Annotated in this window: 20 protein-coding genes; 12 read left to right on the forward strand and 8 right to left on the reverse strand. The window is 64.7% G+C overall.

What is annotated here, in order from left to right; translation table 11 throughout:
• The first annotated feature begins 11 nt into the window (after positions 1-11).
• Genes AC5LXX_RS29115 through AC5LXX_RS29125 form a run of 3 tightly spaced genes read left to right on the forward strand, consistent with a single transcriptional unit; the run spans position 12 to position 2989 of the window.
• The gene (locus AC5LXX_RS29115; protein ID WP_493412028.1) at positions 12-491 is read left to right on the forward strand and encodes a DUF3304 domain-containing protein; all 480 of its coding nucleotides are present in this window, start codon (positions 12-14) and stop codon (positions 489-491) included.
• A gap of 17 nt (positions 492-508) precedes the next feature.
• A complete protein-coding gene (locus tag AC5LXX_RS29120) occupies positions 509-964 on the forward strand; it encodes a DUF3304 domain-containing protein (RefSeq protein WP_493412029.1) in 456 nt (151 codons plus the stop codon).
• A 15-nt stretch (positions 965-979) separates the two neighbouring features.
• Complete coding sequence (locus tag AC5LXX_RS29125) at positions 980-2989, forward strand: T6SS phospholipase effector Tle1-like catalytic domain-containing protein (RefSeq protein WP_493412030.1); 2010 nt, start codon at positions 980-982, stop codon at positions 2987-2989.
• A 74-nt stretch (positions 2990-3063) separates the two neighbouring features.
• Here the strand turns inward: AC5LXX_RS29125 and AC5LXX_RS29130 are convergent, their stop codons facing one another.
• Together AC5LXX_RS29130 and AC5LXX_RS29135 are read right to left on the reverse strand one after the other, a co-directional pair.
• On the reverse strand, positions 3064-3267 hold the full coding sequence (locus AC5LXX_RS29130) for a hypothetical protein (RefSeq protein ID WP_124702055.1): 204 nt from the start codon (positions 3265-3267) through the stop codon (positions 3064-3066).
• A gap of 34 nt (positions 3268-3301) precedes the next feature.
• Complete coding sequence (locus AC5LXX_RS29135; protein ID WP_493412031.1) at positions 3302-4621, reverse strand: DUF3422 family protein; 1320 nt, start codon at positions 4619-4621, stop codon at positions 3302-3304.
• 160 nt (positions 4622-4781) lie between these two features.
• Here AC5LXX_RS29135 and AC5LXX_RS29140 point away from each other — a divergent pair, with 160 nt between their 5' ends.
• A complete protein-coding gene (locus AC5LXX_RS29140) occupies positions 4782-5657 on the forward strand; it encodes a LysR family transcriptional regulator (protein WP_124456650.1) in 876 nt (291 codons plus the stop codon).
• Here the strand turns inward: AC5LXX_RS29140 and AC5LXX_RS29145 are convergent, their stop codons facing one another.
• The 3 genes from AC5LXX_RS29145 to AC5LXX_RS29155 form a co-directional block, all read right to left on the reverse strand.
• A complete protein-coding gene (locus AC5LXX_RS29145; RefSeq protein WP_493412032.1) occupies positions 5658-6218 on the reverse strand; it encodes a hypothetical protein in 561 nt (186 codons plus the stop codon). It abuts the gene before it with no gap.
• Positions 6219-6300: 82 nt separating this feature from the next.
• Positions 6301-6651, reverse strand: coding sequence for a hypothetical protein (locus AC5LXX_RS29150; protein ID WP_493412033.1), 351 nt, complete (start codon positions 6649-6651; stop codon positions 6301-6303).
• 176 nt (positions 6652-6827) lie between these two features.
• Positions 6828-7745 carry a LysR family transcriptional regulator gene (locus AC5LXX_RS29155; RefSeq protein WP_493412034.1) on the reverse strand — a complete coding sequence of 306 codons (918 nt, stop codon included), beginning with the start codon at positions 7743-7745 and terminating at the stop codon, positions 6828-6830.
• 326 nt (positions 7746-8071) lie between these two features.
• On the opposite strand from AC5LXX_RS29155, the gene fae reads away from it, so the two are divergent.
• The 4 genes from fae (at position 8072) to AC5LXX_RS29175 (ending at position 12622) form a co-directional block, all read left to right on the forward strand.
• Positions 8072-8596 (forward strand): formaldehyde-activating enzyme, encoded by a 525-nt coding sequence (gene fae / locus AC5LXX_RS29160; RefSeq protein ID WP_493412035.1) that lies wholly within the window; start codon positions 8072-8074, stop codon positions 8594-8596.
• Between the two features lie 40 nt (positions 8597-8636).
• Complete coding sequence (locus AC5LXX_RS29165; protein ID WP_493412036.1) at positions 8637-9659, forward strand: aldo/keto reductase; 1023 nt, start codon at positions 8637-8639, stop codon at positions 9657-9659.
• A gap of 22 nt (positions 9660-9681) precedes the next feature.
• Complete coding sequence (locus AC5LXX_RS29170; RefSeq protein WP_493412037.1) at positions 9682-11133, forward strand: NAD-dependent succinate-semialdehyde dehydrogenase; 1452 nt, start codon at positions 9682-9684, stop codon at positions 11131-11133.
• Positions 11134-11248: 115 nt separating this feature from the next.
• Positions 11249-12622, forward strand: coding sequence for an MFS transporter (locus AC5LXX_RS29175; RefSeq protein ID WP_493412038.1), 1374 nt, complete (start codon positions 11249-11251; stop codon positions 12620-12622).
• A 156-nt stretch (positions 12623-12778) separates the two neighbouring features.
• Here AC5LXX_RS29175 and AC5LXX_RS29180 read toward each other — a convergent pair whose 3' ends face one another.
• Positions 12779-13072 carry a type II toxin-antitoxin system RelE/ParE family toxin gene (locus AC5LXX_RS29180; protein WP_493413437.1) on the reverse strand — a complete coding sequence of 98 codons (294 nt, stop codon included), beginning with the start codon at positions 13070-13072 and terminating at the stop codon, positions 12779-12781.
• Between the two features lie 5 nt (positions 13073-13077).
• Positions 13078-13335, reverse strand: coding sequence for a type II toxin-antitoxin system ParD family antitoxin (locus AC5LXX_RS29185; RefSeq protein ID WP_071333298.1), 258 nt, complete (start codon positions 13333-13335; stop codon positions 13078-13080).
• Positions 13336-13457: 122 nt separating this feature from the next.
• Between AC5LXX_RS29185 and AC5LXX_RS29190 the strand changes: the two genes are divergently transcribed.
• From AC5LXX_RS29190 to AC5LXX_RS29200, 3 genes are all read left to right on the forward strand, one after another.
• Positions 13458-13724: a hypothetical protein gene (locus AC5LXX_RS29190; protein WP_493412039.1), complete on the forward strand. Its 267-nt coding sequence runs from the start codon at positions 13458-13460 to the stop codon at positions 13722-13724.
• Positions 13725-13873: 149 nt separating this feature from the next.
• Complete coding sequence (locus AC5LXX_RS29195; RefSeq protein WP_493412040.1) at positions 13874-14551, forward strand: hypothetical protein; 678 nt, start codon at positions 13874-13876, stop codon at positions 14549-14551.
• On the forward strand, positions 14548-14901 hold the full coding sequence (locus AC5LXX_RS29200; RefSeq protein WP_493412041.1) for a hypothetical protein: 354 nt from the start codon (positions 14548-14550) through the stop codon (positions 14899-14901). Before AC5LXX_RS29195 ends, AC5LXX_RS29200 begins: the two co-directional genes overlap by 4 nt.
• A gap of 170 nt (positions 14902-15071) precedes the next feature.
• Here the strand turns inward: AC5LXX_RS29200 and AC5LXX_RS29205 are convergent, their stop codons facing one another.
• Positions 15072-15947, reverse strand: coding sequence for a LysR family transcriptional regulator (locus AC5LXX_RS29205; RefSeq protein ID WP_493412042.1), 876 nt, complete (start codon positions 15945-15947; stop codon positions 15072-15074).
• Between the two features lie 229 nt (positions 15948-16176).
• Here AC5LXX_RS29205 and AC5LXX_RS29210 point away from each other — a divergent pair, with 229 nt between their 5' ends.
• Positions 16177-17115 (forward strand): LysR substrate-binding domain-containing protein, encoded by a 939-nt coding sequence (locus tag AC5LXX_RS29210; protein WP_493413438.1) that lies wholly within the window; start codon positions 16177-16179, stop codon positions 17113-17115.
• Positions 17116-17424 lie beyond the last annotated feature (309 nt).

A 17424-nucleotide genomic window follows, 5' to 3' on the forward strand; every position in this document is an offset into this window, starting at 1 on the left:
AGGAGATGAGGATGTTGCACGAATTGACGTACGGGATGCGGCGGGCCGTTGCGGTCGGCGTGGTAGCCGCTGGCGGTTTGTGGACTGCGTTGGCGCATGCGGGAAGCGACGGACCGTATCGCGTCGTAGGTTTCAATTACACCGACCGAGGCGTCTATAGCTTCGTCGTCGACGGGTTTGGTGCCGGCAGCGTTCGCGCCCGTCAATTCGGTGGCGGCGGTGGTACCGCCTGCTGCATGGAAGTACCGCCCAGCAAGAAGACCTGGCACATCAAGGTCACATACGACCTGACGCCGGAAGAAGATGCAAAGAACCTGTCGCCGGAAGTCTACGAGACGGACATCGCCGTCCCGAAGCTGCCGAACAAGCGCGACGGCTACATCGAGTTTCATTTTCTGCCCGACCGCAAGATCGACGCCAAGTGGGTCGAGTATCGGACAGATCAGCGCAACCCTAACAGACCGAGCAACGCGTCGTCCGCGACGAACTGAGTGACAGGAACATCGACATGCTGAATTTTCTTCGCCGCCTCATTCGCAACCCGATCGTGATTGCAGTGGTGCTGCTTGGCGGGGCTTGGTGGGTGCATGCGCAGACCGCGAGCTACGGCCCGTACCACGTCATCGGATACAACTACACCGACAGAAGCATCTACAGTTTTTCGATCGACGAATTCGGGGCCGGCGGCTCTACCGCTCGTAAACGCGGCGGCGGTGGAAAGTCCGTATGCTGCATGGACATACCGCGCGGCAAAAAGACCTGGCACATCAAGATCAAGTACGAGCTGACCCAGGAGCAGTACAAGAACAATTTGCCGTTCGACATCTACGAAACGGATATTCCAGTACCCACCTTACCGAACAAATCCCAGGGATATATCGAATTTCACTTCCTTCCCGATCGAAAAATAGAAGCGCAGTGGGTTGACTATCCGACCGATCCTCAGATCCCCAACACGAACTAGATTCGCGAGGGAAACATGCCTAACGACACAATAGCTGCCCAAGGGGCCCAGCCCGCTTCATCGGAAAAGGGGTCCGGTGCCGCACGTGCCGCACGCGCCGCGAGCGTCAGCGCACAGCGCCCATCCGAAACACCCACTCCCTGCTTTCGGTGCCATCAAGAGATCTATCAGAGCTTTTTCTTCGACGGCTTCGCGCAAAGTCTTCAAGATGAAGATCGCCTTTCAAACATTGCTCGCCTCTTCAAAGCTCATGAGGAAACTGACAACAGCCTCGGAATCTATGCAATGTACTACGAAGGAATGGGTCGCGATCTGTCGAATCAAACAGTCGGCGTGGTCGGAAAAGCGGCAAGTGATACGGCATCCGCTCTCGTCAAAGAGGCTGAAGGGAAATTCGTAAAAGATCCGGCGAAAAAGGTCGCAAGCGGCATTGGAAAGGCTACCCTTGATGGTCCTGCCGGCAAGACACTCGTAGCTCGCGGTTATTCCGCCATCGTCGAAGGTATCAATAAAGCCCCCGAAACCATCAAGCAAAACCTAAAGGAGTCGGTGACCCTCAAGAAGGTCGGCATGGATCTTCTCCCTGCAGGCGTTGGCATCCTTGCGGATTCAGTTCAACCGGTACGTGACAACGAGTATGCGTCGGGCTATATGGGAACAGGCTTCAATGTCCGTTTCATGCAGGCGATCGCAGACTTCAAGGCCAACGTTGAACGTGCCCAGAAGGATCCACGCGAAATCAAGCGCATTCGAGTTGCGGTTTTCGGGTATGACCGTGGCGGCATTCTTGCCCGAAAATTTGCGAATGAACTGATCGGGAAGATATGCAAACAGGAAGGCGGCAAGATAACGTACAAGGGAATACCCGTCGAGTTCGACTTCATGGGTCTCTTCGATTGCGTCGCGACTTCCTATGCCGATTCGATTTTCACCAAGGTGGTCGCCCCTGTCCTGGGAGTCGTGCCCGCTGAAGGAAAAGCCATTAGCTTCTCCATCAAGGGGCTGGGAATGTTCCTCAGTCTTTCCAAACAGACGCTTGGAGAATATGACCTCCAGAAGGAATTCAAGGCGATTGTTCACCACGTTGCCGCGACAGAACTACGGTTTTACAAGAACCTGGATTCCCCGAGGAAATCACCTGACCACGCGAACCTGCTCGAAATCGTTTACCCGGGCAGTCAGTCCGATGTAGGAGGAGGATTTAAAGAAGGAGAAGATCAAAAGTCGGCTGAACTGGCTCGTGTGTCTGCCCGAAACATGCTCGATCGAGCTTGGGCGGCGGGCGTGCCGTTAAAGCCGCTTTCGCAACTTCGCCAAACGAATCCAGGCGTAGCACGTGAGTTCGATTTCCAGAAGACCGTCAATGTCAACGGCAAGAACCTGACCGTCAACGACCTCTTCGCGGCCTACACCGCGATGCTGCCGAAATCGAACGGCCCACTCGAAACGCATTTCCTCGAGCACCAGAAGCTGTTCGTGTCATGGGCACGTTACGTCCACGATCGTACAGCGCATGAGAGTACGGGGAACAGCCTGTTCATCAACACCGTGGACGCCGACGTCTACAACGCGGTATTCCCCCACGGCGGCGGCTTGCCCAACTACGAAGGCCGGGACTGGTACTACAAGAGCCAGGATCCGAACTCAAAGGTTCCGCAGTTCACCTTCGGCGAGCGCCGGACAGTCGACGACATCTCCGACAAGACCGTGCGCGCACTGGCCACCGCATGGGTACATCCGCCAAAGCTGACGCCGGAAGTGATCGCGTTCTTCGACAACTTCGTGCATAACACGATCACGCGACTCAACAACGTGGCACTCGGCGACGGCGTGTTCATGACGCTTCGCGAAATCGAAGAGAAAGGCTGGATGGCTCGCCAGACCGACGCCGCCAAGGACTACATCAAGAAAGTCCTCGGCAACATCTCCAAGAACATCAAGGACGCCCAAGACGAATACGTCCGGCAAGTCACGTCCGGCCAGATTCCTCACGGCGCGTCGATCGGCGATCTCTCCGGCGACTGAGCATCACCCTTCGGTTCGGTCAGCAAACCACCCGGCCGCACGCGGCCGGGCAACTCACGCTCCCGCGTCGGGCGTCAGTTGTACCCCAGAATCGCTACCGCCGCGACATCCGGCCGGTCGAGCGTATTCCCGACGAGCGACGTCATCGGTTCCTGCAGCACGGCCTGATACGACGTCACGCGCGCCGCTTCCGGCACACCGGCATCGTCCGGTGCCGGCTCGTCGAACGCCGCGTCGAAACCGCTGTAAAAGCCCGCTTGATTCTGCGAAAAAGTCATCTCCACTCCTTTCCTTGATTATGTTTTTGAGGGTCTAACCGACCTGCTTCAACACTGCCGCCTGCACGGGCGCACCGTCATGCGCGGCTTCCGATCGCGCGAGCTGCGCGCGCGTGCGCCGCGTGATGTGAATCACCGCGAACACGACAGGCGCGATCAGCAAACCTTCCGCCAGTTCCGGATCGACCGGCAGGTTCATCACGTGCAGCGCCTTGAACGCCGCCGTCGCGAGCGACAGCACGTAGTACGAAATAGCCGCCACCGACAGCCCTTCGACCGCGTGCTGCAGATGAAGCTGGTTGCGCGCGGTACGCTCCATCCCGGCCAGCAGGCGCGTCACGTCCTTTTCCTGCGCGAGGTTCACGCGCGTGCGCAGCAAGTCGACCGCGCGGGCGATCCGCGCGGCGATCTGCTCGTGGCGCGCCCATACGCTGCGACACGTTTCCATCGCCGGTGCAAAGCGCCGCTCCATGAATTCGGCGATCGTCGGCATCCCTTCGATCCGCTCCTCGCGCAACTCGTGGATGCGCGCCAGCACGAGCTTTTCGTACGCGCGCGACGCACTGAAGCGCGCACCGGCCCCTGCCAGCGACTCGACCCGCACCGCGAGATGCGTGAGCTTGACGAGCAGCGCCGTGTCGTCGCCGTCGGCGCTGCTCGCGTCCATCCGCTGCATCAATGCGTGCAGCGCCGCGTGGATCTCGTCGAGCTCGCGGCTCATCCGGCGCGCGACCGGCAGCGCGAGCAGCGCCATCATCCGGTACGTCTCGATTTCATACAGGCGCTGCAGCAGGCGACCGCCCTGCTCCTCGCGGAAATCCTCGTCGACGACGAGAAAACGCATGAAACCGTCGTCACGTACATGCCAGTCGCAGAACACCTTGCCGCCGCCGAGCACGCTGCTGCCGACGAGCGCGGGCCCATCGATCCAGCGGCGCAGGTCGCCGCACACGAGCCGCGCGGCCTCGCCCGACAGCAGTTCCATCCGCACCGCGACGAAGCGGATGCCGGCCAGCCGCGCGAACCACGCGGGCGGAATGCCCTCGATCGCGAGATCGTCGAAATAGCCGGTATCGCGGCGCGGCGCGACGAACGTGAAGGTCGAGAATTCGGTATGGCGCTCCCACTTCAGGTGCCAGCCGCACGGCGACTGCACCGCGTAGTGCGTCGCGCCTTCGTGCGGCGCGGCAATGCCGGTATCGCGGCACAGCGCGTGCAGCAGCGTTTCGTGGATATCGGGCTGGCCGTCCGCATAGATCGCGTAATGCGTGAGCGACACGGCTTCGGCGAGCCGCAGGAACGGCCGGGCATGCAATTCCGCGGCCAGTGCGGCGCGCAACGGATGGTCGATCATCGATACACCACGCTTCCTTGTTCAGTGCTGCACGCCGGACCGGCCGACCTGAACGCCGCGCCGCCCTCGGGCGAACGCCAGCGTGATCGCACTATGGCAGACACACAGCAACAATAAAAACGCATAATGCTGATCGTTACGTTCAGTTTTCCTGATACCGATGAAGATGCTCGATCACGACGTGCTGGCCACCGTCGTCGCCGTCGCGGAGACCGGCAACATGACCCGCGCGGCCGAGGCCGTGAACCGCTCGCAGTCGGCTGTGAGCATGCAGATCAAGAGCCTGGAAGACGCGATCGGCCGGCCGCTGTTCATGCGCAAGCCGCGCAGCATCGTGCTGACGCGCGAGGGCGAGGTGCTGCTGGGATTCGCCAGACGAATGCTGGCGCTGCGCGACGAGGCATGGGCGGCCGTGGTACGGCCGGAGGTGACCGGCAAGGTCGTGATCGGCGTGCCGGACGACTATGCGTCGTCGCTGCTGCCTTCCGTCCTGAAGAAATTCTCGGCGACCTACCCGAAGGTCGAGATCCAGGTGATGGGGCTGCCGAGCAGCGCGCTCGCGCCGCTGATCAAGGACGGCACCGTCGATCTCGTGTGCGGCACCCGCATCAAGGGGCTGACCGGCGACTTCATCCGCCACGAGCCGATGGCGTGGGCCGCGATGACGAACGGGCCGCGTGTCTGGGAAGAACGGCCGCTGCCGATCGCGGTGTTCATGCCGGGCAGCGTCGCGCGCGAGAACGCGATCCGCAGCCTCGAACGCGCGAAGGTGCCGTACCGCACGTCCTATGAAAGCCCGAGCCTGCTCGGGCTGCTCAGCATGGTCGAAGCCGGCCTCGCGGTCGCGCCGCTCGCGCGCTGCGCGATTCCCGCGCAACTGTCGATGCTCGGCCGCTCGCACGGGCTGCCCGACCTTCCGCCGCTCGAACTGATCCTCGCACGCAGCACGAAATCGAAGCGGCCGCCGTGCGACTTTCTCGCGGAACAGCTGATGGAAGACCTGCAGCGGCAAACCGGGCAGGCCGGCGACGCCTGATCAGCGCGTCGCGCCGAACCCGGCCGCGGCCAGCGCCGCGTTGACGTTCGCGGCGACCGCATCGACGAGCGCCTCGAGCGTGTCGCCGCGTACGTGCCGGTATTCCGGCGCGATGTGCTCGGCCCGTTGCCAGCCCCACTGCGGACCCGACGCGACCGACAGCGTCGCACCGAACCGGTGGCCATGGCGGCGGCCGAAGATGCTCACGCGCCGCTCGGCCACATATTCCTGTTCGGGCAGGTAAAGCCGGATCTCGACTGCGACCTGGACGGGATCGTTGACGCGCGCGGCCGGGCTGACGGCCGCACCGAATACCTTGCCGATCCGCCAGGTCACGCAGGTCTCCCAGGCCGCGAGCGGCCCGCCGATCGCATCGACCCGCTCCGTGTCGACCGACCACTGATGCCTTGCAGGCAAGGCGATCGACTGATGCAGCAACAATTCGGCCACGCGTACCGTCGTCAGAAGCTGACGCGCGAGCTGCTGGCCCGACGGCAGCGACGCCGTCCGCGCGCGGCGGCTTGCCGGCCGCGCGACATGCACTTCTTCCGGGACGTACATGGACACTCCGTATTCAGGGGGTCGCGCCGCGTACGACGCGGCGCACGAACCATCTGCGAACGAGCAATGATCGTTCCCGGTTTCACCGGGCCCGCGGCCCGACACGCAACCGGCGCGCGACCGGCCCGATCACCGCATCGGCCTGCTGCGCGATCAGCATGTGCAGCGTGAAGTCCAGGTCTTCCGGCGCGATCTCGAAGTGAACGTGGATCACGTCGCGCACCGCGCGGGCGCTGACGACATACACGCCGAGCGGCGAATGCAGCAGCGCCGCGAGCCGCGCGCGCGCGTGTTCGCCGGAGTCGGCCGTCAGCGTGACGGGCAACTGCAGGCGCGGGCGCGGCGGCGGGAAAGGAATGACGTTGGTGCGTGCACCGGCGCGCAACTGGCGGCCGGCGACATCGAAGGCGGGAACGGGATGAATGAAGGTCATGGAGCGGACGGAAGCCGTCTCGGCTGTTCGACACGTCCCCAGCTTAGAAGAGACCGCATAAACGTCGTGCAAAAAAATGCCGCGCCGACGCAAAAAACGGCATGCGGGACACCATGCGCCGCACGGATCCGGCCCCGAATGAACCGGCCCGCCCTGCGTGCCGCGCCGCCGCCCCGCTACACGAACGCCTCGAGCGACGCGCGCCGCTGCTCGTCGACCATCGATTCGATCAGCGACACGAGATCGTCGGTCAGCGGATCGCAGATGCCGGGCGAACGATGCAGTTCGAGATCGGCCGCAGGCAGTGGCGGAAAGCCGTCCGCTTCGTCGAGCACGCGCCAGTTCTCGGGCAGCGTGCAGCGGTCGATCATTGTCACGGCCGCGCCGTGGTTCACCGCGATCTTGATGCCGGTCGGGCTCTGGCTCGTATAGACGACGTGGCACGACCGCTCGGACGTCGCGAGCGCCTGCAGCCCGCGCTGCCGGTAGCAGCACGTCTCGGGAAACAGCGCGAGCGGCACCGATGCGTGCGCACCGAGCGCGAAATCCCGGTGCGCGGCCCACACGACCTCATGGCGGCCGAGCAGCCGCCCGCCCGCATTCGGCCCGTGCCGCACGACGAGCGCGACGTCGAGTTCGCCGGCCTGCAGCCGTTCGAGCAGCTCGAGCGACATGCGGCAATGCACGTGCAGGCGCGCGCCCGGCCGCATCGCATAGAACGACTTCAGCAGGTCGGGCAGCCACAGCTCCGCGTAGTCCTCCGGCAACCCGAAGCGCACGACGCCGCGGTCGCTGCTCGCCTGTTTCAGCGCGAGGATCGCGTCGTTCTGGACCTGGATGATCCGCCGCGCGTGGATCAGGAAATTCTCGCCGTCTCGCGTCAGCTCGAGCCGCCGGCTGTTGCGCATGAACAGGTGGGTGTCGAGCCGCTCCTCGAGCGTGCGGATGCGCAGGCTGATCGTCGACTGCGTGCGATGCAGTTGCCGGGCAGCCGCGGTGAAGCCGCCGCTTTCGACGACCGCGACGAATGCGCGGATCAGTTCCGGATCGAGGGAACTGAGCTTCGACCAATCGGGCTTCTGAATCGCAGCCATCGAAATTACTCGCTTTCGAAAATGGAAGGGAAGACGAAAGATAGGGCTCGGAGTACGCCGATTGTTGTCCAGATGCACGCGGCCCTCCAACCCCTGCCCGGGTATGACAAACCCGGAGCCGGAACGCGAACGCCCATCCGCCGATCCCGCCGCGCCTGCCGTCACGACGGCGGCCACGGCCCGCCCGGCGGGCGTTTGCGCGCCAGGCTCGGGGCAATCCCGGAGACGACGAAAACTCATACCTCGATCAGAAAACATCGATTCACCCGCCGCGTCGCGGCCCACCACAATCGCCTCACACCCAACTTCATCGAGGAGACACCGCAGTGACCGCATCCCAATCCAGGCAGCTTTACATCGGCGAAGGTTTCGAAGGCCCCGGCGTCAACCTCGCGCACATCAACGTGCTGGTCGGCCCGCGCAACGGCCCGGCCGGGCAGGCGTTCGCGACCGCGCTCGCGACGCCGTCGGCCGGCCATGCGCCGTTCGTCGTGATCGCGCAACCGGGCGTGCCGACCAAGCCGCTCACGCTGTACGTGAACAAGGCGCAGATCGCCGGCGACTTCCACGGCAATGCCACGTGGGGCGCGTCGCAGGCCGGCATCGCGAAGGCCGTCGCCGAAGCGCTCGAGAACGGCACGCTGCCGCCCGAAGCGGAGAACGACTGGGTCGTCGTGTCGGCGAACTGGGTCAACCCGCAGACCGACGACCTCGACGCCGTATTCGAGAACAACTACCGAGCGTGCCGCAACGCGATCGTCGCCGCGATGGAAGGGCTGCCGCGTCGCGACGCGGTGTTCGCCGCCGCACGCGACGTGTCGAACCCGTTCTACACGCCGAAGAAGAACTGACAGACAACGAGCGGCCGGCAAGGCCGCACCAGGAGGAAGCATGGAATACGTCCGCCTCGGCCAGTCCGGCCTGAAGGTGTCCCGCCTGTGTCTCGGCACGATGAACATGGGCACGCCCGAATGGAAGCCGTGGATCTTCGACGAAGCGCAGAGCGAGCCGATCGTGCGCCGCGCGCTCGACGCCGGCGTCAACTTCATCGATCTCGCCGACTTCTATTCGACGGGCGTCGGAGAAGAAGTGGTCGGCCGCATCCTGAAGCGCAACGCGCGCCGCGAAGAGCTCGTCGTGACGACCAAGGTCGGCTACGACATGGGCAGCTATCCGAACGCGGGCGGCCATTCGCGCAAGCACGTGCTCGACGGTATCGACGGCTCGCTTAAGCGCCTCGGAATGGATTACGTCGACATCTTCATGCTGCATTTCTTCGACGTGAACACGCCCGTCGAGGAAACGATGAGCGCGCTGCACGATATCGTGCGTGCGGGCAAGGCGCGCTACATCGGCGTCTCGACGATGTACACGTGGCAGTTCGCGAAGATCATGCAGGCATGCGAACGAAACGGCTGGGACAAGCCGATCAACATGCAGCTTCAGCTCAACCTCGCGTATCGCGAGGAAGAGCGCGAGATGGTGCCGTACTGCATCGACCAGGGCGTCGGCGTGTCGGTATTCAGCCCGCTCGCGCGCGGCCTGCTCACCTGCGAGCCGCGATCGACGCGCAACCAGACCGACTTCTTCACCGCGCAGATGTACGGCGATGCATCTTCGCTCGCGATCGCCGCGTCGGTCGCGTCGGTCGCGAGGCGGCGCGGCGTGCCGCCCGCGCAGATCGCGCAGGCGTGGGTGCTGAGCCGCCCCGGCATCGCGAGCATGCTGGTCGGCGCGGATTCCGTCGCGCAGTTCGACAGCGCGCTCGGCGCGCTCGAAACGAAGCTCACCGAAGAAGAGCTGCACGAACTGGAGCGCAACTACACGCCGTGCGACCTGATCAACGACTACACGGCCGGCAAGCGCATCGCACGCGAGTCGCGCCCGGCGCGCGGCAGTTTCGCCGCTGGCTGAAGCACTGAGGGAACGAAACACGATGAACGAATTTCTGAGAACCGGCCATTACATCGGCGGCGAATGGCATGAACCGCACGGCGCGAGCGACGCGACCTATCCGGTGCTGAACCCGGCGACCGGCGAGACGATCGCAAAGGTCGCGAAAGGCGGCGCCGACGACACCCAGCGCGCAATCGACGCCGCCGCGCGCGCGTTTCCCGCATGGCGCGCGCTGACCGCGAAGGAACGCGGCGCCCGCGTGAAGCGCTGGGGCGAGCTGATGCTCGAACACCGCGATGCGCTCGCCGAGCTGCTGACCCGCGAGCAAGGCAAGCCGCTCGCGGAAGCACGCGGCGAAGTGGCCTACGCGGCGAGTTTTCTCGAATGGTTCGCGGAAGAAGCGAAGCGCATGTATGGTGACGTGATTCCGAGTCCGAAGCCGAATGCGCAGATCGTCGTCACGCGCGAGCCGGTCGGCGTCGTCGCGGCGATCACGCCGTGGAATTTCCCGCTCGCGATGATCACGCGCAAGGCCGGCCCCGCACTCGCGGCCGGCTGCACGATGGTGCTCAAGCCGTCCGAGGAGACTCCGTTGTCGGCGTTCGCGCTCGCGGTGCTGGCCGAGCGTGCGGGCGTGCCGGCCGGCGTGTTCAACGTCGTGTCGGGAGATGCGGTCGCGATCGGCGAGACGCTGACGGGTTCGTCCGTCGTGCGCAAGCTGTCGTTCACAGGCTCGACGCGCGTCGGCAAGCTGCTCGCGAAGCAATCGGCCGACACGCTGAAGAAGCTGTCGCTCGAACTCGGCGGCAATGCGCCGTTCATCGTGTTCGACGATGCCGATCTCGATGCGGCAGTCGAAGGCGCGATCGCGTCGAAGTTCCGCAATACCGGGCAGACCTGCGTATGCGTGAACCGTTTCCTCGTGCAGGACGGCGTGTACGACGCGTTCACGCGCAAGCTCGCGGATGCCGTGCGCACGCTGCGCGTCGGCAATGCGCTCGCCGGTGAAGTCGACCAGGGACCGCTGATCAACGAAGCGGCGCTCGACAAGGTCGAGCGGCACGTGGCCGACGCGATCGCGAAGGGTGCGCACGCGCTGACGGGCGGCCGGCGTCACGCGCTCGGCGGCACGTTCTACGAGCCGACCGTGCTGGCAGGCATGACGTTCGACATGCTGATCGCCGAGGAGGAAACCTTCGGGCCCGTCGCCGGCTGCTTCCGCTTCGCGACCGAGGACGAAGCCGTCGCGGCGGCCAACGACACGCCGTTCGGGCTGTCCGCGTACTTCTACACGCGCGACCTCGGCCGCGCATGGCGCGTGTCGGGCGCACTGGAAAGCGGGATGGTCGGCGTCAACGACGGGATCATCTCGACCGAAGTCGCGCCGTTCGGCGGCGTGAAGCAATCGGGGCTCGGCCGCGAAGGCTCGAAGTACGGCCTCGACGAATACGTGGAACTCAAGTACACGCTGATGGCCGGCCTCGGCCGCTGACCGCTCCCCGCGGTCGATCCGCGCCGCGCGCCGCCCGGCCGCGCGGCGCCTCGCACGGCTCACGCGGCGTCGGCCGACGCCCGTGCGCCGCATGCATAACAATCCAGGAGGCAGCTTGACCCAAGCCAACGTTCAATCCGGCACCGCGCGCGCGTTGCCGCTGTCGCGCGGCGCCGATGCGCCGCACCACCCCGTCGCGCTCGACGACGTGCCGCTCAACCGTTTCCACGTGAAGATCGCCGGCCTGACGTTCGGCGCGCATTTCACCGAGGGCTACACGCTCGGCACGATCGGCTATGCACTGGCCGCGCTCGGCAAGCAGATGCCGATCGACGCGTTCTGGATGGGGATGATCGGCAGCTCGGCGCTGATCGGCATCTTCTTCGGCAGCCTCGTGTTCGGCTGGCTGTCCGACCGGATGGGCCGGCAGAAGATCTTCCTGACGAGCTTCGTGATCATCACGGCGGCCGCGTTCGCACAGTGCTTCGTGAGCTCGCCGCTCGAACTGTGCGTGCTGCGCGTGCTGATCGGCTTCGGGATGGGCGGCGACTTCACGGTCGGCCATGCGATTCTCGCCGAATTCTCGCCGCGCAAGCATCGCGGCGCACTGCTCGGTTCGTTCAGCGTGATCTGGACGATCGGCTATGTGGCCGCGAACGTGCTGGGCCTCACGTACAGCGACGTCACACCCGATGCATGGCGCTGGCTGCTCGCGTCGGCCGCATTGCCCGCGCTGATCGTGCTGGTGCTGCGGATCGGCACGCCCGAATCGCCGCGCTGGCTGCTCGGCAAGGGCCGCGTGCAGGAAGCACGCGCGATCGTCGCGAAGCATTTCGGGCCGCACGTGATGCTCGACGGCTCGGCAGAGCCGCACGCGAACACGGGCTTCGCGCGACTGTTCCGGCGCGACCTGATCCGTCGAACCCTCTTCAACTGCGCGTTCTTCGTGTGCCTCGTGATTCCGTACTTCGCGATCTACACGTTCCTGCCGACGATCCTGACGACGATCGGCCTCGCCGAAGGCTTCGGCGCGGACCTGCTGCTGAACGGCTTCCTCGTGCTGGGCGCGCTGATCGGCATCTGGCTGACGATCCGGCTGTCGCGACGCGGATTCCTGATCGGCTCGTTCGCGGTGACGTGCGCATCGCTCGTCGCGCTCGCGGTGCTGCCGTCGTCGGCAGCGCTCGCAATGATCGTCGCATTCGCGGTCTTCACGCTGACGATGTCGGCGTTCAGCAATCTCGTCGGCGTATTCCCGCCCGAGTGCTTCCCGACGGAAGTGCGCGCATGCGGCGTCGGCCTCGCGATCGCGTGCAGCCGGCTCGGCTCGGCGATCGGCACGTTCCTGCTGCCGGTCGGCATCGCGACGCTCGGGTTCCACGCGACGATGTTCGCGCTGGCCGGCGTGCTGCTGGTGGGGATGATCGTATCGATCGCGTGGGCGCCGGAGACGAAGCATCTGACGCTGGAGGAGGCGTCGGGGCATTGAGGGTGGGGGCGGGGTTCATGCCCGCCGGCTTCACCGCGAGCGACGCGTTCGCATCGGTAGGCTGGCGGTGCGCGGCGACAATAGCCGAACGCGATACGCACGAACCCGGCCACGGCCGGGTTCGTGCCTTTCGGACACGATGGGCTTCGCGGTGGCTCAGAACAGAATCGATGCGTAGTCCCGCGCGCCATGCAGGACATGAAGAATGTCGATCCGCACCGGCGGATCGCCGACGACTCGATAGAAGATCTGATAGTTGCCGTACACGCGGTGCCGCACACCGTGACGCTCGAAGCGCGGCACCAGCGGAAAAGCCAGCGGCATCGCGGCGAGGCTCAGGCACTTGTCGCGGATTTCCCGTACGAACGTCATGGCGCGTTGCGGATTGTCGCGTGCGATGCAATCGGCGATCGCTTCGAGTTCGGCAATCGCAAAATCGGACACTCGCACGGTTGTCACGCCTGGCGATCCGCCTGGGCCCGATACTTCGCCTCGAGACGATCGAAGACCTCTGCCGCATCGGCGCCGCGTCCTGCTTCCGCATCCGACAGGCTGCGCGCGATCACCGCATCCAGCGCATTCAGTTGTGCCTCGCGATCCTGGATCAGCCGCACGCCTTCCCGAAGCACTTCGCTCTTGGACCCGTAACGCCCTGACTCGACCAGCTTCGCGACGTAAGCCTCCAGTTGCTGCCCCAGTTCCGCACTGATCATGTCGACCTCCCGACCGCAATGAATTCGATGCACGAAGCGTAGCGTGGCTATTAACTATTATCAAGAAGACGATCTCCGGATGGATCGGTACGCATGCGGTTACCGCCGATCGGATGGATGGAATGGAACGGGACGCTGATCGGTCGCGCAGTGGCGCGGGCATTCGTCCGGCTTTCGCGCAAGGGCAGGCTTGCGGAACCCTCACCGTGCGAACGCCGATCATGATTGAAAAGATCGTCGCGGCTCAACCCGGCCTGACGGTCTATCCCGCCGATGCCGACGTGTTCGCCGAGTCTGCTGTCGCGCGCGACGGGCGCGGATGGGTTCTGTCGTTTTACGAACCGAACAGCCGCGTGGCGCTGCCGACGTTCGAGGGGGCATCAAGCTGAGCACGGACACGAATATTCCGCCTCGCACTGGCCGTTCGGCGGACTCTCCGAACTGCATCCGCGACGATATGCTGGGGACTTTCCGCTCTCCCACCACAGCCATGCCCGCCCAGCGTGTCGACCTAAGCCATGTCCTGCCTTACGAGACGATGTACTTCGACGATCGGCTCGCGGTCGATCGAAACGATCTCGATATCGCTGCATTGCTCGGCGTGGACGGCGACGTTTCCGACGATCTGCTGGTTTCGTTGTGCGGGGCACCTGCAGGGTCGGACATTCAGGCATATCTCGACAGCACGAACAGGTTGACGTTCAGCGTCACGCACCCTGAGTTGATACTGTCCGAGAATCGCGTCGCCGTGCTTAACACCCGGGACAAGTTCATACTCGAACTGGGAACCATCGATCTTGTCGATGATGCTGTCACCGGGCTCGGTGCAGTAATGCTATGGCGGATCGTCAGAGCATGCGATAGGTTGGGGATTGCCCGAATCATTGCCTTTGCGATAGGCGGTCGCAAAGCCGCACCTGAACCCGGCGGGCCGCGGCTCCACGGGTACTACGCATGGCCCAGGTTCGGCTTCGATGCCCCCATTCCAAATCGGCAGGGTGACGAGGCTGGACTGTTCCAGTATTTCCCGGGATATCCGGTCGGTCTGGCGGACTATTCACTTCGTTCACTACGCGCACTCTACGCGACACGATTCGGGCGAGACTTCTGGCGAGTCGTCGGGTCACATCGCTGGATGACATTCGAAGTTGCACCGCATGGCCATTCAGTGCTGGCGTTGCAGAATTACTTGATCGAGAAAGGAATTTACGAATGACCGAAAAGCACCGTCCGATCGCCGGCTTCCGGATCGCGAAGCCGGTAGCCCGGCGCAGTCGCACGATGAATGAGAATCGCCCTGTTCGTCTCGCGGAAATCCGGCTGCTCATGGGCGAACTCGTCGCGAGCGTATGTCATCACGGTCAAGCGCAGGGGGCGCTTTCGCCCGCGGTCGAATACAGCGCGCAACCGGCTGGCAAGCCGGCATTACCGCCGCACAAAAAAGTCTTCACCGAGGGGCGCATCGATCGTTCGAAGAGCAAACTGCAGGTCATAACGATGGCCGACGCACAAGCGCGTTGTCGCCGCGAAACACTGATGCACTTCGGGCTAGACCCCAATCTGTAACCCGAGGCGACGGAAAGCGACGGCTCGGCTCGATTCGACGTCGATAGGGCCGCTCTCCAGCTCGTAACGATCTTTTACACTGACAGAGGCCGGAAGCAATACACGACAGATGCGGACAGAATCGATCGGCTCCATGGAACGATCAGTCACGTACCGCACTGTCTACGCCCCTACCCCCGCCTCACCACCTGCCCCCTCAACCACGCGGCAAACGCGACCACATGCTCGACCGCGACACTCTCCGGCTCGACATCGAGCCAATACCCGAACGGCCCGATCGGCTGCACCGGCGACAACCGCACGAGGCTGCCCTCGCCGATCTCCTCCTCGATCATGTTCAGGTCGACCACCGCGAGCCCTGCGCCCTTGCGCGCCGCGCGGATCGCCTGCTCGAGCGTGGAAAACTCGATGCCGTCGCCGATCCGCTCGACCGGCACGCCCGCCTGCTCGCACCAGTCGGCCCACAGCGTCAGGCGCTTGCCTTCATGCAGCACATGCAGAGACGGCAGCCGGCCGAGCAGCACATCGAGCGCGTCGCCGCGATAGCGCGGCGCGCCGACGAGCGCATGCCGCTCCATCATCAGCAGTTCCGACTGCATCCCCGCACGTGCCGCGCGCCCGAAGCGGATATGGCAATGACAATCGTCGGCCGGCTCGGTGCGGATCGACAGCTCGACGTCGGGCACGGCCTCCGCGAGCGTGCCGAGCCGCGGTGAGAACCACTGCGTCGCGAAGGTCGGCGGCAGCGACACCGTCAGGCGCCGCTTCGCCCCCGGCCGCGTCGCCGCGATTTCGTCGACGCCGCGCTCGATCGTGTCGAACGCCTGCCCGACGAACGGCAGCAACCGCTGGCCCGCATCGGTCAGGCGCACGCCCTTGTGATCGCGCTCGAACAGCCGCGCGCCGAGCGCCTCCTCGAGCAGCCGGATCTGCCGGCTCACCGCGCCTTGCGTCACGCACAGCGAAACCGCCGCGCGATTGAAGCTCAGGTGACGCGCGGTCTCCTCGAAAAATCGCAGCGCGATCAACGATGGCAGGCGTCGCATGATGTGTGTCCCCTTCTTTCGTCTCGTTCGTATCGTTCGCTTTGTTGCCGGGCGCCGCCGCCGGCCATCCTGCGGGCAGCTTTATCGCAGAAAAGCGCGCCGGCCGTCATGCCGTGAAAACCCGAGGTCCGGCGCCCTCCCCCGCGTCATTCATCATCCCCGCGGCGCCAGGCTCCCGCCTACAATGAGCATCCCGCACCAGACTCGACACCGCCCCGTGAGACGCAAGATGCCGGCGCTGAATGCGCTGAAAGCCTTCGAGATGGCCGGCCGCACCGGCAGCTTCACGCGCGCGGCCGAACTGCTCAACGTGACGCAGAGCGCGGTGAGCCGTCAGGTCCGCCAGCTCGAAGGCCAACTCGGCGAAACGCTGCTCGAGCGCCGCCATCACCAGCTCGAACTGACCGCGGCCGGCCGCGTGCTGCTGCGCGCGCTGCAGCAGTCGTTCGACAAGATCGAGCTGACCGTGCGCAGCCTGCAGGAAAAAACCCACCTGAACCGCCTGCGTGCGAACGTGCCGCCGACCTTCGCCGCGCGCTGGCTGATGCCGCGCCTCGGCCGGCTGCGCGACGCGCATCCCGAATTCGAGCTGAGCCTCACGACGCGGATCCACGACAGCCTCGGCGAATCCCGCGTGCTCGACTGCGCGATCCGGTTCGGCGACGGCGAATGGGACGGCTTCGACAACGCGCTGCTGATGCAGGAGCAGCATATCGCGGTCTGCGCGCCCGCGCTGGTTGCGCGGCTGCGGCAGGACGGCGCGCCGATCGACCTGAACCGCTTCACGCTGCTGCACGTGCTCGCGACCGACGACCAGCGCTACCTGACCTGGCACCACTGGCTGAAGGCGGCCGGCATCGCCGACGTCGACACGCGCGGCGGCTACGAATTCGACCTGCTCGACCATGCGATCCGCGCGGCGATCGACGGTCTCGGCATCACGATCGCCGACCGCCACATGGTTGCGCGCGAGCTCGCCACCGGGCAACTGATGCAAGTGCTCAACGTGCACGTCGACGGCCATCAGTCGTACTGGTTCGTCACGCGTCCCGAGCAGACGAACCTGCCGCACATCGTCCAGTTCCGCGACTGGCTCCAGCAGGAAGTTTGGCTCGCGAAACGCCACCTCGAACCGTCGTCGCCGCTGCCGCAGGTGCCGCTGACCTAGCACGCGAGCCGAGCCGCTCCTCCCGGCCCCGATCAGCCTGCTACCGCCAATCGCGGGCAACACCTTACCCGCTCCGGCGCCCGTCCGCACTCGGACCCGTCGGAAAATACCCGAAGGCCGGCGCCTGCGCCGCGTGCGTCGTCGGCCGCAATCGCGTTGCCGGACGGGAGAATCCGGTCGATTCACCGAGTAACGTGCGTTTTTCTCATGCCCGACACGAAAATAAGTCGTTTGTCGTGCACTAAATGCATGAACAGAATGACTCCGTCCCGTACCGCGCGTGTCGCCATCCGAAGCGATCCGCCTGCA

Source organism: Burkholderia torrens (assembly GCF_984668525.1).

Excerpts from the sequence above, each read along its gene's own strand:
- AC5LXX_RS29200 (WP_493412041.1), top strand. The coding sequence starts at position 14,548 with ATGACCGAAAAGCACCGTCCGATCGCCGGCTTCCGGATCGCGAAGCCG.
- AC5LXX_RS29185 (WP_071333298.1), bottom strand. The coding sequence starts at position 13,335 with ATGATCAGTGCGGAACTGGGGCAGCAACTGGAGGCTTACGTCGCGAAG.
- AC5LXX_RS29115 (WP_493412028.1), top strand. The coding sequence starts at position 12 with ATGTTGCACGAATTGACGTACGGGATGCGGCGGGCCGTTGCGGTCGGC.
- AC5LXX_RS29195 (WP_493412040.1), top strand. The coding sequence starts at position 13,874 with ATGTACTTCGACGATCGGCTCGCGGTCGATCGAAACGATCTCGATATC.
- AC5LXX_RS29150 (WP_493412033.1), bottom strand. The coding sequence starts at position 6,651 with ATGACCTTCATTCATCCCGTTCCCGCCTTCGATGTCGCCGGCCGCCAG.
- AC5LXX_RS29190 (WP_493412039.1), top strand. The coding sequence starts at position 13,458 with ATGGAACGGGACGCTGATCGGTCGCGCAGTGGCGCGGGCATTCGTCCG.
- AC5LXX_RS29130 (WP_124702055.1), bottom strand. The coding sequence starts at position 3,267 with ATGACTTTTTCGCAGAATCAAGCGGGCTTTTACAGCGGTTTCGACGCG.
- AC5LXX_RS29155 (WP_493412034.1), bottom strand. The coding sequence starts at position 7,745 with ATGGCTGCGATTCAGAAGCCCGATTGGTCGAAGCTCAGTTCCCTCGAT.
- AC5LXX_RS29145 (WP_493412032.1), bottom strand. The coding sequence starts at position 6,218 with ATGTACGTCCCGGAAGAAGTGCATGTCGCGCGGCCGGCAAGCCGCCGC.
- AC5LXX_RS29205 (WP_493412042.1), bottom strand. The coding sequence starts at position 15,947 with ATGCGACGCCTGCCATCGTTGATCGCGCTGCGATTTTTCGAGGAGACC.
- AC5LXX_RS29165 (WP_493412036.1), top strand. The coding sequence starts at position 8,637 with ATGGAATACGTCCGCCTCGGCCAGTCCGGCCTGAAGGTGTCCCGCCTG.
- AC5LXX_RS29210 (WP_493413438.1), top strand. The coding sequence starts at position 16,177 with ATGCCGGCGCTGAATGCGCTGAAAGCCTTCGAGATGGCCGGCCGCACC.
- AC5LXX_RS29125 (WP_493412030.1), top strand. The coding sequence starts at position 980 with ATGCCTAACGACACAATAGCTGCCCAAGGGGCCCAGCCCGCTTCATCG.
- AC5LXX_RS29140 (WP_124456650.1), top strand. The coding sequence starts at position 4,782 with ATGAAGATGCTCGATCACGACGTGCTGGCCACCGTCGTCGCCGTCGCG.
- AC5LXX_RS29170 (WP_493412037.1), top strand. The coding sequence starts at position 9,682 with ATGAACGAATTTCTGAGAACCGGCCATTACATCGGCGGCGAATGGCAT.
- AC5LXX_RS29120 (WP_493412029.1), top strand. The coding sequence starts at position 509 with ATGCTGAATTTTCTTCGCCGCCTCATTCGCAACCCGATCGTGATTGCA.
- AC5LXX_RS29135 (WP_493412031.1), bottom strand. The coding sequence starts at position 4,621 with ATGATCGACCATCCGTTGCGCGCCGCACTGGCCGCGGAATTGCATGCC.